Annotated in this window: 17 protein-coding genes; 9 read left to right on the top strand and 8 right to left on the bottom strand. The window is 73.8% G+C overall.

The window, feature by feature from the left end:
* Positions 1-44 precede the first annotated feature (44 nt).
* The 6 genes from HEQ75_RS12455 to HEQ75_RS12480 form a co-directional block, all read right to left on the bottom strand.
* Entirely contained in the window at positions 45-2,315 is a 2,271-nt protein-coding gene (locus tag HEQ75_RS12455) for a DUF3604 domain-containing protein (RefSeq protein WP_168030917.1), read from the bottom strand.
* Between the two features lie 173 nt (positions 2,316-2,488).
* Positions 2,489-3,208 (bottom strand): ABC transporter ATP-binding protein, encoded by a 720-nt coding sequence (locus HEQ75_RS12460; protein WP_168030919.1) that lies wholly within the window; start codon positions 3,206-3,208, stop codon positions 2,489-2,491.
* Positions 3,205-4,305, bottom strand: coding sequence for an ABC transporter permease (locus tag HEQ75_RS12465; RefSeq protein ID WP_168030921.1), 1,101 nt, complete (start codon positions 4,303-4,305; stop codon positions 3,205-3,207). The genes HEQ75_RS12460 and HEQ75_RS12465 overlap by 4 nt, the downstream gene beginning before the upstream one ends.
* A gap of 35 nt (positions 4,306-4,340) precedes the next feature.
* Complete coding sequence (locus HEQ75_RS12470; RefSeq protein WP_168030923.1) at positions 4,341-5,558, bottom strand: efflux RND transporter periplasmic adaptor subunit; 1,218 nt, start codon at positions 5,556-5,558, stop codon at positions 4,341-4,343.
* A 59-nt stretch (positions 5,559-5,617) separates the two neighbouring features.
* The gene (locus HEQ75_RS12475) at positions 5,618-5,926 is read right to left on the bottom strand and encodes a hypothetical protein (RefSeq protein ID WP_168030925.1); all 309 of its coding nucleotides are present in this window, start codon (positions 5,924-5,926) and stop codon (positions 5,618-5,620) included.
* Between the two features lie 36 nt (positions 5,927-5,962).
* Positions 5,963-6,217 carry a cysteine rich repeat-containing protein gene (locus tag HEQ75_RS12480; RefSeq protein ID WP_168030927.1) on the bottom strand — a complete coding sequence of 85 codons (255 nt, stop codon included), beginning with the start codon at positions 6,215-6,217 and terminating at the stop codon, positions 5,963-5,965.
* 187 nt (positions 6,218-6,404) lie between these two features.
* On the opposite strand from HEQ75_RS12480, the gene HEQ75_RS12485 reads away from it, so the two are divergent.
* From HEQ75_RS12485 to HEQ75_RS12495, 3 genes are read left to right on the top strand one after another with little or no spacing between them, the layout of a single operon-like run.
* Positions 6,405-6,974: a sigma-70 family RNA polymerase sigma factor gene (locus HEQ75_RS12485; protein ID WP_168030929.1), complete on the top strand. Its 570-nt coding sequence runs from the start codon at positions 6,405-6,407 to the stop codon at positions 6,972-6,974.
* 12 nt (positions 6,975-6,986) lie between these two features.
* A complete protein-coding gene (locus HEQ75_RS12490; RefSeq protein WP_168030931.1) occupies positions 6,987-7,385 on the top strand; it encodes a hypothetical protein in 399 nt (132 codons plus the stop codon).
* Positions 7,385-7,867 carry a periplasmic heavy metal sensor gene (locus HEQ75_RS12495; RefSeq protein ID WP_168030934.1) on the top strand — a complete coding sequence of 161 codons (483 nt, stop codon included), beginning with the start codon at positions 7,385-7,387 and terminating at the stop codon, positions 7,865-7,867. Before HEQ75_RS12490 ends, HEQ75_RS12495 begins: the two co-directional genes overlap by 1 nt.
* Before the next feature lie 270 nt (positions 7,868-8,137).
* Here the strand turns inward: HEQ75_RS12495 and HEQ75_RS12500 are convergent, their stop codons facing one another.
* Both HEQ75_RS12500 and HEQ75_RS12505 read right to left on the bottom strand, forming a co-directional pair.
* Positions 8,138-9,547, bottom strand: coding sequence for an ATP-binding protein (locus tag HEQ75_RS12500; protein WP_235961546.1), 1,410 nt, complete (start codon positions 9,545-9,547; stop codon positions 8,138-8,140).
* Complete coding sequence (locus HEQ75_RS12505) at positions 9,544-10,266, bottom strand: response regulator (protein WP_168030936.1); 723 nt, start codon at positions 10,264-10,266, stop codon at positions 9,544-9,546. Before HEQ75_RS12505 ends, HEQ75_RS12500 begins: the two co-directional genes overlap by 4 nt.
* 157 nt (positions 10,267-10,423) lie before the next feature.
* Here HEQ75_RS12505 and HEQ75_RS12510 point away from each other — a divergent pair, with 157 nt between their 5' ends.
* The 6 genes from HEQ75_RS12510 (at position 10,424) to HEQ75_RS28780 (ending at position 15,183) form a co-directional block, all read left to right on the top strand.
* Positions 10,424-10,903, top strand: coding sequence for a (2Fe-2S)-binding protein (locus HEQ75_RS12510; protein ID WP_328733781.1), 480 nt, complete (start codon positions 10,424-10,426; stop codon positions 10,901-10,903).
* Positions 10,900-13,113: a xanthine dehydrogenase family protein molybdopterin-binding subunit gene (locus HEQ75_RS12515; RefSeq protein WP_168030938.1), complete on the top strand. Its 2,214-nt coding sequence runs from the start codon at positions 10,900-10,902 to the stop codon at positions 13,111-13,113. Before HEQ75_RS12510 ends, HEQ75_RS12515 begins: the two co-directional genes overlap by 4 nt.
* A gap of 10 nt (positions 13,114-13,123) precedes the next feature.
* Positions 13,124-13,969 carry a DUF6920 family protein gene (locus tag HEQ75_RS12520; RefSeq protein WP_168030940.1) on the top strand — a complete coding sequence of 282 codons (846 nt, stop codon included), beginning with the start codon at positions 13,124-13,126 and terminating at the stop codon, positions 13,967-13,969.
* Positions 13,970-13,997: 28 nt separating this feature from the next.
* Complete coding sequence (locus HEQ75_RS12525) at positions 13,998-14,351, top strand: hypothetical protein (RefSeq protein WP_168030942.1); 354 nt, start codon at positions 13,998-14,000, stop codon at positions 14,349-14,351.
* Positions 14,342-14,836: a DUF6544 family protein gene (locus tag HEQ75_RS12530; protein WP_168030944.1), complete on the top strand. Its 495-nt coding sequence runs from the start codon at positions 14,342-14,344 to the stop codon at positions 14,834-14,836. Before HEQ75_RS12525 ends, HEQ75_RS12530 begins: the two co-directional genes overlap by 10 nt.
* Before the next feature lie 215 nt (positions 14,837-15,051).
* Positions 15,052-15,183 (top strand): hypothetical protein, encoded by a 132-nt coding sequence (locus tag HEQ75_RS28780; protein WP_268887749.1) that lies wholly within the window; start codon positions 15,052-15,054, stop codon positions 15,181-15,183.
* The last annotated feature ends 158 nt before the right edge of the window (positions 15,184-15,341 follow it).

Raw genomic sequence — 15,341 nt, forward strand, 5'->3', positions numbered from 1 at the left:
AGCGGCAGGCAGGGCCAGGGCGGCGGCAAGCGCTGCCCGCCGAGTCAGCGCAACAGGTATACGGGGCTGGTCCACAAGACACTCCCATCCTCGAAGGTGGCACGCAGATAAAGGGCATTGTCGCCCGGCCGCAGCGCAATGCGCCGGCTGATTCGCATGGCGGAGGGGGCCGAATCCGGCAGCAGGAAGGCCCGCATGGCGCGGCCCAGCCCGCCGGCCTCCCATCGCCGCTCACCCGCGAGCAACTCGCGCAGCGGCAGCTCGGCCTTCACCAGGCCGGTCTCGATGCGCAGCATGCCCTCGAGGTCGGAGAGCGGGGCCTCCATCGCCTGGAAGCCGCCCGTGGTGACGCCCTGGAAGCGCAGCGTCGTTGCATCCGCCTCGAACCGGTGATCCAGGTTGAAGCGGTTGATCGCCCGCACCGCGCCCCATGTCGTGCCGCCGCCGAGACCGATCTCCCCGATCCAGGAGGTCTCCCGCCCGCGGCCACGGTATTCGCTGCCTTCCCAGACGACGCGCAGGCGGTTGCCGGGCGGGCCGTCGGGGCGGATGACCTCCAGCAGCTCGCGCCCGTTGCGCAGCTCGATGCGCTCGATCGGGGAGGCGGCCATGATCTCCGCCTCGAACAGCGCGGTGTCGTCCGCGACGCCGGCGAGGATGTCGCCCATCACCGCCTGGGCCGTCTGGCCATCCGGCGCGCCGCCCAGCGCGGGGTCATCGATGTGCAGCGCCGCCGGGCTGGCGAGCGTCACCGCGACATCGGCGTGGATGCGCGCGGCATTGGTGGTGGCGTAGTGATGGCGCCGGCGCAGCGCCTCGAACACGCCCGCGCGGGAGAGCTCCGGCGCCAGCAGGCAGGTCAGCCCGCCATAGGAGCCGAACTGCGAGGCGCCGGGATGCGAGGCGCCCTGCCGCCCCTTGTGCCCGTCCGATCCTGCGACGATGCCGACGCGCGCGCCGACGGCCAGCGCATCCTCGAACAGCCAGTCGAAGGTGCCCCAGTCCGAATGCACCTCCACCGCACGCTCCAGCGCGCGGTCATGGGCGTAGTGCAGGTTCGCATAGCGGCCGCCGACATGCGGGATGCAGAACACCGGCCTTCCTTCGGCGCGCAGCGCGACATGCAGGGCCCGGGCATCGAGGGCATCCGTGTGCTCATCCTCCAGCGCCTCGATCAGCGCGTGGCAGGACCGGTGGATGGTGCGGCCGGCCTCGGGGAAGATCACGTTGCGGTCGCCGCCGAGCGCGGTGTTGCCCGACCACTCATAGCCCGGCAGGAACACGAAGCGGCCGGGCTGGTCGAAGGCGTCGAAGGCGCGGTTGAAATCCGCCCAGCCCTCCCCGGTGATCTGGAAGTCGTTACCCTGGTGGCAGATCGCGTCCACGCCGGCGAGGTCGCGGGCGTAGGTGGCCAGCGCGTCGATGGTGCCGGTGCCGACGGTCTCGCCGGACTGGCCGTGCAGGTCCGCCCAGACCGGCCGCAGCGGCCCTGGCGCGATGCGCATCGGGTTGGAGGGCACGTCGTCCCAGCGGATCGTCAGCGCCTCGGCCGCCGCCGCCGTCAGCCCCTCGATGCGATGGGCGCGGGCGCCCTCGGGCCAGGTGAAACGCTCCGGCAGGCCGGCGACGGGGGCGCTGGCCGTCAGGTGGTGCTCGCCCGCGGGCAGTGCGGCCGGATTGCCCCAGCGGTCGTCGGCGCGGAGCAGCAGCGCGAAGGGCTCGTCCGGTGCGCGCCGTGTCGGCAGGATCGCGAGGCGACGCACCGGCGGGCCTGGCACGATCGGGAAGCCCGGCTGCACCGGCAGCAGCGCCCAGTTGCAGGTCGCGAAGACATCGGCCAGCACCAGGTAGTGGAAGCGCGCCTCGCAATAGGTCTGCATGCGCATGCCCGGGCTTCCGCCGCGCCGGTCGCCGAGCCGGATGGTGATGGTGTCGCCGGGCGAGAGGAAGCCGCGTGCCACCGTGACGGTGATGGTCCGCGACCACGGCCGCATGGCAAGCTTCGGGTTGTAGTCCAGCACCAGCTTCGCGCCGTTCGAGGCTTCCGCCGTGACGTGGTTCGCGGCCCTGGGATCGGTGAATTGCGGCCGGCCGTTGTCGCTGACCTGGCGGGTGCAGATGCGCAGGCTGCCGGTGTCGTCCACGCCGAAGCGGCCGGCGGTGAACACCAGCATGTGGCTGGCGAAGCTGCCGGCCTCCACGGGGCCGTCGGGCGAGATGGTGACGCTGCCGATCTCCGCCGCACGGTAATCCGTGAAGTGCGCGGTGTGGCCGGGATGGGCATTGGGCAAATCAAGATGGCGAGGACGGGACATCGAGCAATGTTAGCGGCCCGATCGTCACTGTCGAGCCCGAAAGCGGCAGGAATCGACCCTCCCCAGGTGGTCGGGCGGTCCGATCGAAGAAGGCGCCCGCCACAAGGACCGTCGCATTCCCCCTGCATGGTCCGAACCGGCAGGTCTTGGCCCGCCAGCGCCCGGCATCGCCCCTACGCCTGCGCGCCCGGCCGCCGCTCCGCGACGATGCGTCCGTCGTCCATTTCGAGGATCCTGTCGAAGAGGTCGATGGAACGCGGATCGTGCGTCACCACGGCGACGGCAGCGTGCCGCTCCCGCGCGATGGAACGCAGCACCTCCATCACCTGCCGGCCGCGCCGGCTGTCGAGGGCCGCGGTCGGCTCGTCTGCCAGCACCAGCACGGGATCATTGGCCAGGGCGCGGGCGACGGCGACACGCTGCTGCTCCCCTCCCGACAGGCTGGCCGGGCGGTTTCCGGCGCGATGCGCGGCCTCCAGTGCGGCCAGCAGCGCGATCGCCCGACGTTCCGCCTCGGCCGCCGGAACGCCATCGATCACCATCGCCAGCGCCACATTCTCGGCCGCGGTCAGGACGGGGATGAGGTTCGGCTTCTGGAACACGAAGCCGATATGCCGCCGGCGGAAGTCGCGCAGCGCCGCCTCGGTCGCGACGGCGGCGGCCGGGATGCCGGCAAGCTGCACGGCGCCGGAGGTCGGGCGCTCCAACAGGCCCGCGGCCATCAGCAATGTGGTCTTGCCGCAGCCCGACGGCCCGAAGATGCCAACCATCTCCCCCGCCATCAGGTCGAGCGTCACCCCCGCCAGCGCCTCCACCATCGCCCCGTCGCCGCCGCGATAGCGCACCCCGACATCGCGCAGCGACAGCACCGGCGTGCCTGGCTGCGGCGTCATGCGAGCACTTCCTTCGCGCGTACCCGCATGGCGCGCTCGATGCCGATCCAGCTGCCCACCACGCAGGCGAGCAGCAAGCCGCCAAAGACCAGCGTGAGATCCTCGGCCAGCAGCACCACATTGCGTGGGAAGAACCGGAACAGCAGCGTCGAGAGCAGGAGCGCCAGCCCATAAGCGAACAGCCCGATCAGCACCGCCTGCTCCAGGATCATGCGCAGGATGAAGCCGTCGCGCGCGCCGATCAGCTTGAGCATGGCGATCTCGTGCAGCTTCTCCAGCGTGCTGGTGTAGATCGTCATGGCGATCACCACACCGGTCACCGTCAGCAGCAGAATGGTGAAGAACAGGATCTGCATGCGCAGCCGCCACAGCCTTCCATCGACAAGGGCCGATCGCTGATCCTCGCGGCTGAGGACCGCGACGTCGCCCCAGGCGCCGATGATTCGCGCCACCTCTTCGACCATGCCCGCCTCGGTGGTCACGACGACGGCGGCGATGCGGCTCGGCCGGTCGGCGCTGACGCCCAGGCCTTGCGCGCGCTCCAGCAGCACGGTCTCCGGCGTGCGGCTATCGGCGATGTCCATCGCATCGGGGATGGTCACGAAGAGCTGGCCGTCGCCCGACATGTCCACCTGGCCGCTTGTGACGCCCACCACGCGATAGGAATCGCGGCCCAGCCGGATGTCCTGGCCCAGGCTGAGGCCGAGGCTCGCATCGGCGATCGCCTCGCCCCGCCCGGACTGCAACAGCCTGCCCTCGGCCAGGCTCAGCCACGCGCCCTGGTCCTTGGGGAAATCGAGGCCGGTGATGGCGATGCGTCGCGGCTTCCCCTGGATGTCGAATTGCAGGTTGTTCTGCACGAACCGGCGCGCGCTGGTCACGCCCGCGACCCCTTCGACGCGGCGGTCGAGCGTGGCCGAGACAACGGAGGCTTCCGCGAAGGGGCCGGCGCGCCCCCCCTGCACGACCCACAGATCGGCGCCGATCCCCTCGATCGTCAACAGCGCATCGTGCAGCACGCCGCGATACAGCCCCAGCATGCCCATGCTGCCGGTCAGGAGGAAGCCGACGCCGGCTGCGGCCAGGAAGAAGCGCATCAGGTTCGCGGTGATGTCCCGCCAGGCCAGGTAGTTCACGACATCACCGGCGTGACGGGCTTGAAGGCATAGGGACGCCACGGCCGCCGCAGCACCACCTCGCCCTCCCGCAGCCCTTCGGTCACCTCGATCCGGCCATCGGCGGCGGCCCCCAACTGCACGCGACGCCAGCGTGCGCGGTGTCCGCCCTCGGCCACCCAAAGCCCGGCCTGGCCACCGCGCGGCGCCAGCGCATCCTGCGGCACCGTGATGGTGGCGGGCGCCGTGCCCGTGGCCAGCGTGACCATGGCGCGCTGGCCGATTGCCCAGTGCGGCGGCGGTTCGGCCAGGGCCACCTCCACGGTGAATTCGCGCGTGGTGGTGTCCACGCTACGGCCAAGACGCAGCACCGTCCCGTGGAAGACACGGCCCGGATAGGAGATGTAGCGCAGTTCCGCCGCCTGTCCCGGCGCGACCTGCGACATGACGGATTCGTCGAACCGCGCCGTGAGCACCAGGCTCGCCGGATCAACGAGCCGCAGGATGGGCGTCCCGGCGCCGACCACGTCACCGACGCTTTGCAGCCGATCAGTGATGATGCCGGCCACCGGCGCGGCGATGAGGGTGTCGCCGAGCCGCACGCCGGTGCCGCGCGCCCCGGCCTCGGCGGCGTAGAGCTGGTCGCGGGCGCGCATCACCGCGCTGCGGGCGCGGTCCGCATTGGCCGTGGCCTGGTCGAGCGTCGAGCGCGCCGCGTCGAATTCCGCGCGGGTCGTGGCGCCGCGGGGCAGCAGCTCTTCCTTGCGGCGGAAATCGGCCCGGGCACGCACCAGGGCGGCCTCGGCGGCATCGCGATCGGCCTCCGCCTCGGTCACGGCGCGGCGCGCGGCGGCGGTCTGCGCCTCCGCCTGGGCGAGAAGATGCGCCGCATCGCCGGCATCGAGCCGCACCAGCCGCGCGCCGGCAGCGACCTGGTCGCCCTCCTCCGCCGGCAGTTCGGCGATGCGGCCCGCGATGCGTGCCCCGACCTCCACCTTCACCAGCGCATCGAGCAGCGCGGGACCGGTGACGGTGCGCGTGAAGGGCGCGGCGCGGACCTCGATCGCTTCGGCCCGTGCCGGCACGCCGTACCGCCAGGCCAGGGAAGCGGCGAGACAGGCGGCGACGAGCAGGAGCCCGCGTCGCCCGTTCCGGCGGCGCGGCCGGGGCGGCGTCGGCTCGACCCTCGACAGGCCGGCCCGCGGCGGCTGACGAAGGGTGGAACCGTCATCCATTCCACTGACTCCTGCCGCGATGCGGCGCCGGGCGGGGCTCTCCCCGCCCGGGGGACGCGTCACCAGCCACGCTGCACACTGCCTGACCGCGTCGCCGTGCCGCCACGGCGCCCCGTCGCGGTGCCCTGCGCCGACCACTGGCCGGGCGCTGTCCGCGTGACGTTGCGCTGGCGCGTGGCGGTCTGCCCCTGCGGGCCGGTGGCCGATCCGGACCGCGTGCAGCTTCCGTCGGCGCAGTTGAGCGATCCGGACCGCGTGGCGGTCTGGCCCTGCGGGCCGGTAAGGCTGCTCTGCGCCTCCCAGGCGGAGGCGGCGGGGACGCCGGCGACACTGCCGAGCATGGCGGCGACGAGAAGGATCTTGCGCATAGGAGGGTCTTCCGTGCTGTAGGAGCGGAGGAGATGTCAGCGTTGCAGCCCGCTGAGGGCCTGGCGGCACGCGGGCGAGAGCTTCTCGCCATTCTGGCGCAGGCAGGCGACGATGCGACCGCCGCCGCGTTCGACCGTCGCACAGTGGCTGCGGATGTCGGGCAGGCAGGCCTGGGTGGCCTGGCGCTGAGCCGGCGACATGCCGCCCTGGGCGGCGGCGGTGGTCGCCACCAGGAGCGGCAGGGCGGCGAGCGCCAGCAATCCTGGCCAGCCGAACGGTGTCAGACTCATCAGGGTATCTCCTTCACGGGGGGTCTCGCGGGGTGCCCCATGGCATCCCCGTCCCTGCACGCTGATACGGGGCGATCCGGCGGAATTCTCGCGGCGCGGGTGCAGCTTTTCCGTCGGACGGCGAGGATTCGTCCGGCGGGGGCCGTAGCAGGGTGGCCATGCATGTCCCGCCCCGATCCGCGCTGTGGTGAGCGCCCCGCTTTCCGCACCGGACGACGCCGCGCTCCTGGTGCGCATCGCGGCGGGCGACGAGACGGCCTTCCGCCATTTCGCCGACCGCCATGTCGGACGGATGCTGCGTCTTGCCCAGTCGATCCTGGGGTCGGCGGCCGAGGCGGATGAGGTCGCGCAGGATGCGCTGTTGCGTGTCTGGCGACACGCGGCGCGCTGGGATGGTGCGCGCGGCCAGCCCGGCACCTGGATCCACACGATCGTCGCGCGCCTGTGCGTGGACCGGCTGCGCCAACGCCGCCACCAGCCGATCGAGGCGGCGAGCGACGTCGCGGATCCGGCGCCGAGCGTGCTGGAGGCCCTGTCCTCGCGCCAGGAGGCGCTGGCGCTGCGCGCCGCGCTGGCGTCCCTGCCGGAGCGTCAACGCGTCGCGCTCACCTTGTTCTACCACGAGGAGTTGGGGGGCGCCGAGGCGGCCGCGACGCTCGGGATCACGCTGCGCGCCTATTGGTCGTTGCTGGAACGGGCGCGCCGGGCGCTCCGCCATCGGATGCAGCGCAATCCAGGCCTCGAACCGGACAGATAGGGAAAGACCTCGATGAACACGGAGCAATTCACCCGCCTGCTCGATACGCATGGCACCGAGCCCGACCGCTGGCCCGCGGCGCAGCGCGCGGCGGCGCTGGCGCTCTGCGCGGTCTCGCCCGCCGCGCACGGGCAATGGATGGCGGCGAAACGGCTCGACGCCCTGCTTGCCGCCGCCAGGGCGCCGGTGCCGGACGCTTCGCGCCAGGCCCGTATCGTCGCCGGCGCGGTGGCGCGGCTGCGCGCTCGATCGGAGACGGTGCGGGATTGGCGCTGGCTGTTCACCCGGCCGATCGGGGCGGCCTTCGCGGCAAGCCTGGTGGCCGGCTGGCTGGTCGGACTTGAACTGGCCGAGAGCGCATCGGCCGATCTGGTGCTGGCCGATCTCCGCTTCGAGGATCTGTTCCTGTGATGCCCCGATTCACGCCAGAGCGGCTTCGCGCGATTCTCGTCGCCTCGATCGCGTTGAACCTGTTTCTGGTGGCGCTTGTCGGCGCGCAAGGCTGGCGGGCGGTGCAGCTGCGGCGGATGGCTGTGCCGGTGATCAGTGAACTGGAGAGGCTGGGGCTGCAGGACCCTGAAGGCACTCTGGAGCGGCTTGGCGCGAGGCTGTCGCGCGATGACGCGGCCATCCTTGTCGGCGCGGCGCGGTCACGCCTGAACGCGCTGCTCAGCGTGAAGGCCGAGTTCCTCTCGGCCGCCGCCCGCGCGCGTGAGGAGATCGCCCGCGACCCGGTTGATCCCGCCGGCCTGCGGGCGGCGATTGCGGCGGCGCGGCGGCAGCGTCAGCACTTCGGCCCGTTGCTGGAGGACATCCTGCTGGACGCCGTGCCCCGGATGACGCCCGCAGGCCGGCAGGCGCTGTCGCAGCTGCACGGCTTTGCCGCGCCATGAGGTGAAGGATCGCGGACGCGTCGTCCAGCGACAGGGGCCTTGGCGCGGTTGCCCGATGGGTGGACCCTGCGAGGGCACCGGCCGCGTGATCTCCGCATGCGGGCAGGTCGTGCTGCTCATGCACCGCCACCGGCATGCCGGCCTCGGCCAGCAGCGCCGCCGCCTCGCCCGAGGCGGCGCTGCGGGTCTGGGGCATGGTGCACGGCCTGGCGCATCTGTGGCTCGACGGCGCGATCCCGGTGCCCGACCGGGAGGCTTTCATCCAGCGCGTCATCGGCTGCGATCCGGAGGGCCGAGCGGCGGCGCGTCCCCCGCGGGCAGCAGCAGCACCGCGCGCAGCCCGCCGGCTTCGCGGTTCTCAAGCCAGATGCGCCCGCCATGCGCGGCCGCCACGTCGCGCACGATGGCGAGGCCGAGCCCCGTGCCGCCGCCCTCCAGGCTCCGCGCCGCGTCGCCGCGATGGAAGGGCTCGAACACCCGCTCCAACTCGGCCGCCGGCAGGCCGGGCCCGTCATCCTCCACCGTGACGCGCCAGGCCGCGCCCGCCGGCACCAGGCCGAGCCGCGCGGCGCCGCCATGGACCACCGCGTTCGACACCAGGTTCTCCAAGGCGCGGCGCAGCGCGGAAGGCGCGCCCGACACCACCGCGCCGCGCTCCGGTCCGGCATAGGTCACCGGCTCATCGATCTCGGCCCGTTCCTCCGCCACATCGCCGAGCAGCACGGCGAGGTCGAGCAGCCGACGCGGCTCGCGCGCCACATCGCCGCGCGCGAAGGCGAGGGCGGTGGCCAGCATCGCCTCCAGCCGCGCGAGGTCGGCCAGCAGCGCGGCGCGCTCCGCCGGCGGCTCCATCGCCTCGGCGCGGATGCGCGCGCGGGTCAGCGGCGTGCGCAGGTCATGCGAGATCGCGGCCAGCAGCCGGGTTCGGCCGGCCACGAAATCGCGCAGCCGGTCCTGCATCCGGTTGAAGGCCTGCGCGGTGGCCCGCGCCTCCCGCGCGCCGGCGGCCGGCATGGGGGGGGCGTTGAGGTCGGCGCCGAGCCGCTCGGCGGCCTCCGCCAGTTGCCGCAGCGGCCGGGTTGCCACCACCACCACCCCGGCCAGGATCAGCATCGTGGCCAGCGCAAGCAGCCCGAAGGCGGCCAGGAAGCGCGGCTCCCACAGCGCCTGGGGGGTCCCGGTGAAGGCCATCGCCTCGGCATGCGCCCAGCGCCCATCGGGCAGGCGCAGCGTGACCACCAACCGGCGCGGCGGCGGCGGGCGGCGCTTGAGCAGGGCCATCTGCTCCGCCCGGCCGAAGCTGCGCCCAGGCTGCGGCGCCGGGATCGTGTCATCAAGGCGGGCGCGCACCGCCGTCGCCCAGGGCAGCCGGGCCGCGATGCCCTGCGCCGCCAGCATGGCGAAGCCGCCCGGCACCTCGGCACCGAGGCGTGGCGCCGGCTCCAGCCGCAGCGTCACGCCGAGCGGTTCGGCCGGCAGCGGGCGATGCGGCCCCGGCAGGCCGGAAAGCAGCATCTGGTCGGCGATCCGATCCGCGGTGCGCGCCGCCTCGAAGGCGAACAGCGCCTCCGCCCGGCTGCGTTCATAGAGCAGGAAGGCCAGCAGCGCCGCGACGCCCAGCGCCAGGCTCAGCGCCAGAAGGCTGCGCGCCAGGATGCCGGCGGGCCAGCGCGGCCTCATCCAAGGGTGTCGATGGCGGGCGCGAAAAGGTAGCCGCCGCCGCGCACCGTCTTGATGATCTGCGGGTCCTTCGCCTCCAGCTCGATCTTGCGGCGCAGCCGGCTGACCTGCAGGTCGATGGAGCGGTCGAAGGGCGTCGCCGCGCGCCCGCGCGCCAGGTCCAGCAGCTGGTCGCGGGTCAGCACCCGGCGCGGATGCTCGATGAAGCAGCGCAGCAACTCGAACTCGCCGGTGGTGAGGGACAGGGCGACGCCATCCGCCCCTTCCAGCACCCGCGTGCCGAGGTCGAGAACCCAGCCCGCGAAGCCGATCCGACCGGCATTGCGGCGCGGCTCGGCGGCCGGGAGCATCTCGGCCCGGCGCAGCAGGGCGCGGATGCGCGCCACCAGTTCCCGCGTGCCGAAGGGCTTCGGGACATAGTCATCGGCGCCGACCTCGAGCCCCACCACGCGGTCCGTCTCCTCGCCGCGCGCCGTCAGCATGATGATCGGTACCGCGCTTTCCGCGCGTAGGCGGCGGCAGATGGCGATGCCGTCCTCGCCGGGCAGCATGAGGTCCAGCACCAGGCAGGCGACGCGCTGGCTGGCCAGCACCGCATTCGCCTCCCGCCCCTCGCGCGCGGTGGCGACACGAAAGCCGAAGGGCGGCAGGGCGCGGGCCAGCAGGTCGCGGATGCCGCGGTCATCATCCACCACCAGGATCAGGGGCGCATCCGTCATGGCGCCGCAGGCTAGCACGCCGCCCCGGCATCGGCAGGGCGCCGATGTATCGCCGTGTATCCAACGGTGGGCGCCGATGCAGCCGGATACCGGGCCGGCATGAACGGGATACGCGCAGCGGCTTTCCTACGGGCTGCCTGGTGTGGAGCAACCCTCGGTGATCCGGCTGCTGGTCAATGGCGTGATGCGCGAGGTGCCCGAGCCCTGGGCGGGGGAGAGCCTGCTCACCGTCCTGCGGGAATGGCTCGGCCTGGTCGGCGCCAAGGAGGGATGCGGCGCGGGCGATTGCGGCGCCTGCGTGGTGCATGTGGCGGGCCGGCCGCGCCGCGCCTGCCTGGTGCCGGCGCGCGCCGTGGCAGGGGAGGCGATCCTCACCATCGAGGGTCTCGCCGGGCCGGACGGCGCGCTGCATCCGCTGCAGGCGGCCTGGATCGCCGAGGGCGTGGCACAATGCGGCTTCTGCCAGGCCGGGCATGTCATGCAGGCGGCGGCGCTGCTGGCGGCGAACCCCGACCCGGACCCGTCGGCGATCACGGCCGCGCTGGGGCGGATGCTGTGCCGCTGCGGCACGCAGCCCCGGATGCACCGCGCCATCCGGCGCGCCGCGACGGCGCTGCGGGCTGGGGAAGTGCCATGAGGCTGCCGCGCCGCCGCCTGCTGCGCCTCGCCGGCTGGGCGGCGGCGGGGCTGACGGTCGCCTGGGCCCTGCCGCGCCCGGCGCTGCCGATCCTGCCTTCCACCGCCGCGCCGGGGGCGGATGAGGGGGTGGCCTGGCTGCAGCTGCTGCCGGACGGGCGGCTCAGCCTGATGGCGCCGTTGCATGAGCTGGGCCAGGGTTCCGCCGCGGGACTCGCGCAGATCGCGGCGGAGGAGCTGAACCTGGCCCTCGAGGCCGTGGACCTGCGCAGCCCCGCAACCGCCGCGCTGCCCCGGATGCGCTTCACCACCGGCAGCCAGGGCATCGCGCTGCACGCCGCCCCGGTGGCGCGCGCGGCGGCCGCGCTGCGCGAGGCGCTGCGGGCCCGCGCCGCGCAGCGCCTGGGGCTGCCGGAGGCGGCGCTGGCCGAGGTGGCGGGCGGCTTCGCCGCGCCGGATGGAAGGCGCCTGACCTATGCCGCCCTGGCGGCGGGCGTGCCGGTGCTGCTGGCCCCCGGCCGGCTGGCGGAGGCCAGGCTGCACAGCTTCGATCCGCGGCGGGTGAAGCGGCAGGTCGGGCAGCCGGCGCCGCTGCCCGAGGCGCGGGCGATCGTGACCGGCATGGCGCTTTTCACCGCGGATCTGCGCCTGCCCGGCATGGCCTATGGCCGCTGCGTGCCCCCGCCGCTGGCCCAGGCGCGACTCATGGCGGTGGAGACCGGCCCGGCGGCGCGGCTGCCGGGTGTGCTGCAGGTGGTGGTGGATGCGCCGCGCGGCCTGGTGGGCGTGGTGGCGGAAACGCCCGGCACGCTGGACCGCGCCATGGCTGCGCTCCGCGTCACCTGGGACCGCCCGGCGCCGATCGACGCCGCCGCGCTGGCCCGCCGGCTCGATGTGGATCATGCGCTGGGTCAGGGCCGGCTGGCGCATCGGATCCTGGATGAGCAGCCTGCCCCGGGCGCCTGGGACATCGACCTGCGGCTCGACCTGCCGGCGCTGCACCATGCCGCGCAGGAACCCCGCGCCGCGCTGGCCCGCTTCGGGACGCAGGACGGCGCCGAGACGGTCGAGGTCTGGACCGGCACGCAGGACCTCTTCGTCAACCACCGCAAGCTGGCGGCCGAACTCGGCCTGCCGGAGGCCCGGGTGATGCTGCACGGCCGGCGCGTCGGTGGCGCCTTCGGCGGGCGCGCCCAGTACGATGTGGTGCGGGAGGCCGCGCTGCTGGCGCGCGCCGCCGGGCGGCCGGTGAAGGTGGTCTGGTCGCGTGCCGATGAGTTCCGCGCCGACCGCGCCCGCCCGCCATCCTCGCATCGGATCAGGGCGCGGGCCGATGCGACGGGGCGGCTCAGCGATTGGTGGCACGCCTGGGTCACCGGCCCCGTGCTGCTGACGGAGATGCTGGGGCCGCCCTGGCTGGTCGGCGCCGCCCGGCTTGCCCTTGCCGATTTCGGCGCCACCCGCGGCATCCTGCCGCCCTACGCCGCGCCGCGCCGGCGCATCGAGATGACCGATGTCGACCTGCCGGTGCCGACCGGCCCCTGGCGCGGGCTCGGCGCCGGGCCGAACACGCTGGCGATCGAGGTGGCGATGGAGGCGCTGGCGCTTCGGCTCGGGCGGGACCCGGTGGCGTTCCGCCTGGCCCATCTGGGGCCCGGCGCGGCGCGGCTGGCGGCCTGCCTGGCCCGGGCGCGCGACCTTGCCGCCGCGGTGACGCTGCCCCCCGTCCCGGGCTTCGGCCGCGGCCATGCCTGCGGCACCTATCATGAGACGAGCCATGTCGCCTGCGCCGCAGACGTGGCGGTGGACCCCGCGACGCGCGCGATCCGCGTGCTGCGGTTCTGCTGCGCGCTGGATATCGGGCTGGCGGTCAACCCGGACCGGGTCCGCGCCCAGATCGAGGGATGCGTGATGATGGCGATCGGCCAGCTGCTGCGGGAGGAGGCGCGCATCGACGCCGGCGGCTATGCCGCGCGCCGCTTCGCCGACTACCCCATGGCCGGGCCCAGCGATGTGCCCGCGATCGAGATCGCGCTGCTGGGCGATGCCGTCACGCCGCCGGCCGGGGCGGGGGAGGTTGCGCTGATCGCCGCCGTGCCGGCCCTGGTGAACGCCGTGCGCGACGCCACCGGCCACGCCGCCACCCGCCTGCCGATCCGCCCGGCCGATCTGCCGGACGCCATCCCCAGCCCCGCGGCGCGAACCCCATGAGGAGGACTGCATGAGAAGGCCCTGGATCATCGCCGGCGCCATGGCCGCGCCCTTGCTGCTGGCCGCCGGCGCCATCGGCATCGGCACGCTGCTGACCGAGCGCGAGATCGCCGCGCATGCCGCGCAGGTCGTGGCCATCGGCCGGCTGCAGCCGGCACAGCCCGCCGATCCGGCGGCGCTCGCGGCCCTGCCCGAGCCGGTGCAGGCCTATCTGCGCTTCGCCCTGCCGGGGCCACCGCGGCCGCTGCACACGGTGCGGATCGCGCAGGCAGGCGCGTTCCGCCGCCCGCTGACCGAGGGCTTCGCGCCGACCACGGCGACCCAGACCATCGCCATCGGCACCCCCGCCCTGATGTTCGCCGCCACCACGCCGCTGCTGCCGGGACTCTGGGCGCGCGCCTACGACTTCTACGCCGCCGGAAGGATGCGCATGCGCGCCAAGATCCTCTCCACCCTTGGCGTGGTGAACGAGCGGGAGACCGAGGCGCTGAACCGCGCCTCGCTGCGCCGCTGGCTGCTGGAAAGCCCGCTCTACCCCATGGCGCTGCTGCCCGGCGGGCCGGTGCGCTGGGAGGCGGTGGATGCGCGCCGTGCGCGCGCCATCGTCGCCGCGCATGGGCTGGAAGCCACGCTGGTGGCGACCTTCCGCGCCGATGGCAGCCTGGAGCGTTTCGACGCGGAGCAGGATGGCGACCTGACCACGCCGTATCACGGCTCGGGCGAGCATGTGACGCGCAGCGACTACCAGCCGGTCGCGGGCATGATGGTCCCGATGGCCTTCCTCATCGCCCGCGCGGCGGAGGGGCGGATTCATCCCTTCTGGCGCGGCCGCGTCACCCGCATCGTCTTCGAGTGATGCCGCATCGGCGGAGGAGGCCGCGCCCATGTCACCTCGCCTGCTCGTCGCGCTGCCCTTCCTGGTCGCGGCGACGGGTCTTGTGCTCGCGAGCCGCCGGACCGAGGCCCTGGTCCGGGCGCGTGTCACCGCGCCTGCCGAGCGGGTGACGATCGACCTGCGCCCCGCCACCTACGCCGCCTTGCCGGCCCCGGTGCGCCGCTACTTCGACGTCGCCTTCAACGGCCAGGCCGAGGTGACGCTGCGCGGGGTCGACTGGACCGAGCAGGGCGAATTCCTGCTGCCGGTCGGCCGCTTCAGCGTGCAGGGTCGCCAGCGCAGCAGGCGCGCGAGCCGGTCTATGCCTGGACGGGGCGCTTCCACCGATTCGGCGTGCCACTGATCGAGAGCCGCGACGCCTTCTTCGGCGATGCGCATGACATGCGCGCGCGGCTGTTGGGCCTGCTGCGGCTGATGCACACCGACTACGACGATTCCACCGACCGTGCCGCGCTCCACAGCTACCTGCTGCTGCGCTCCGATGGCCAGGCGCCGCTGATGCCCTGGGCGCTGCTGCCGAACCCGCATGTCGCCTGGCGCGGCCGGGACGATTCCTCCGCCTGGCTCGAGATCACGCGTGAGGGCCTGGCCGGCCGCTATCTCGTGACTTTCGGCGCCGATGGCAGCATCGCGCAGATGGCCACCGGCCGGCTGCTGCTCGAGGGCAGCCATGTCTGGCAGCGGGAAGTCGGCCTGAAGCTGGACGATGCGCAGCACAGCCGCTTTCGCCTTCCGCAGCGCATGGCGTATCGCTGGTACCTCAAGGACGGCGCGCTGTCGTCGCACGACGATTTTCACCTCACCCGCTTCGCGTTGGAGCGATGGTGACCTTCGACCGGTGGTGCATTTCCGCGCACGGCGGTCGGGCTCGGCGGCGATGCAGCGGGTGTCGCGCCCGGCGTCGACGGGATCGCGATTCCGCGCTCCGGTGGATCTCGGCATCGGCCAGTCCTTCGCGGCGCCGGGTTTCTCCATCCGCCTCAGGCCTTCGGCGCCCCGGCCCTCTGCCCCCGCGGCTACGCGCGCGTCTGGCGCGGGTCGCCGTGCCGCTCCTCCTGCCCTCGCGCAGCGCATCGCGCTGGCTCGGGGTGATGGAGCCGGCGCCCTATCCGCTGGCCAGCCGCATCCGCGACGGGCTCTCGGTCGCGGTGGCTTGCAGCCGCCCGCCCTGGTGACGCCCGGGGCGCGTCGCCGCGCCGTACCTCAGCCGCTCCGCGCCACCACGCGCTGCGCCGCGGCGCGCCACGCCGCCCAGGCGCGGTCGGCTTCCGCGCCGGCCTGGCCGGCAGCCAGGCTGGCGGCGTTCAACGCCACCCGCGCCGGCTCCCGCGCC

The organism is Falsiroseomonas selenitidurans, from assembly GCF_012103215.1.
GTDB lineage: Bacteria > Pseudomonadota > Alphaproteobacteria > Acetobacterales > Acetobacteraceae > Falsiroseomonas > Falsiroseomonas selenitidurans.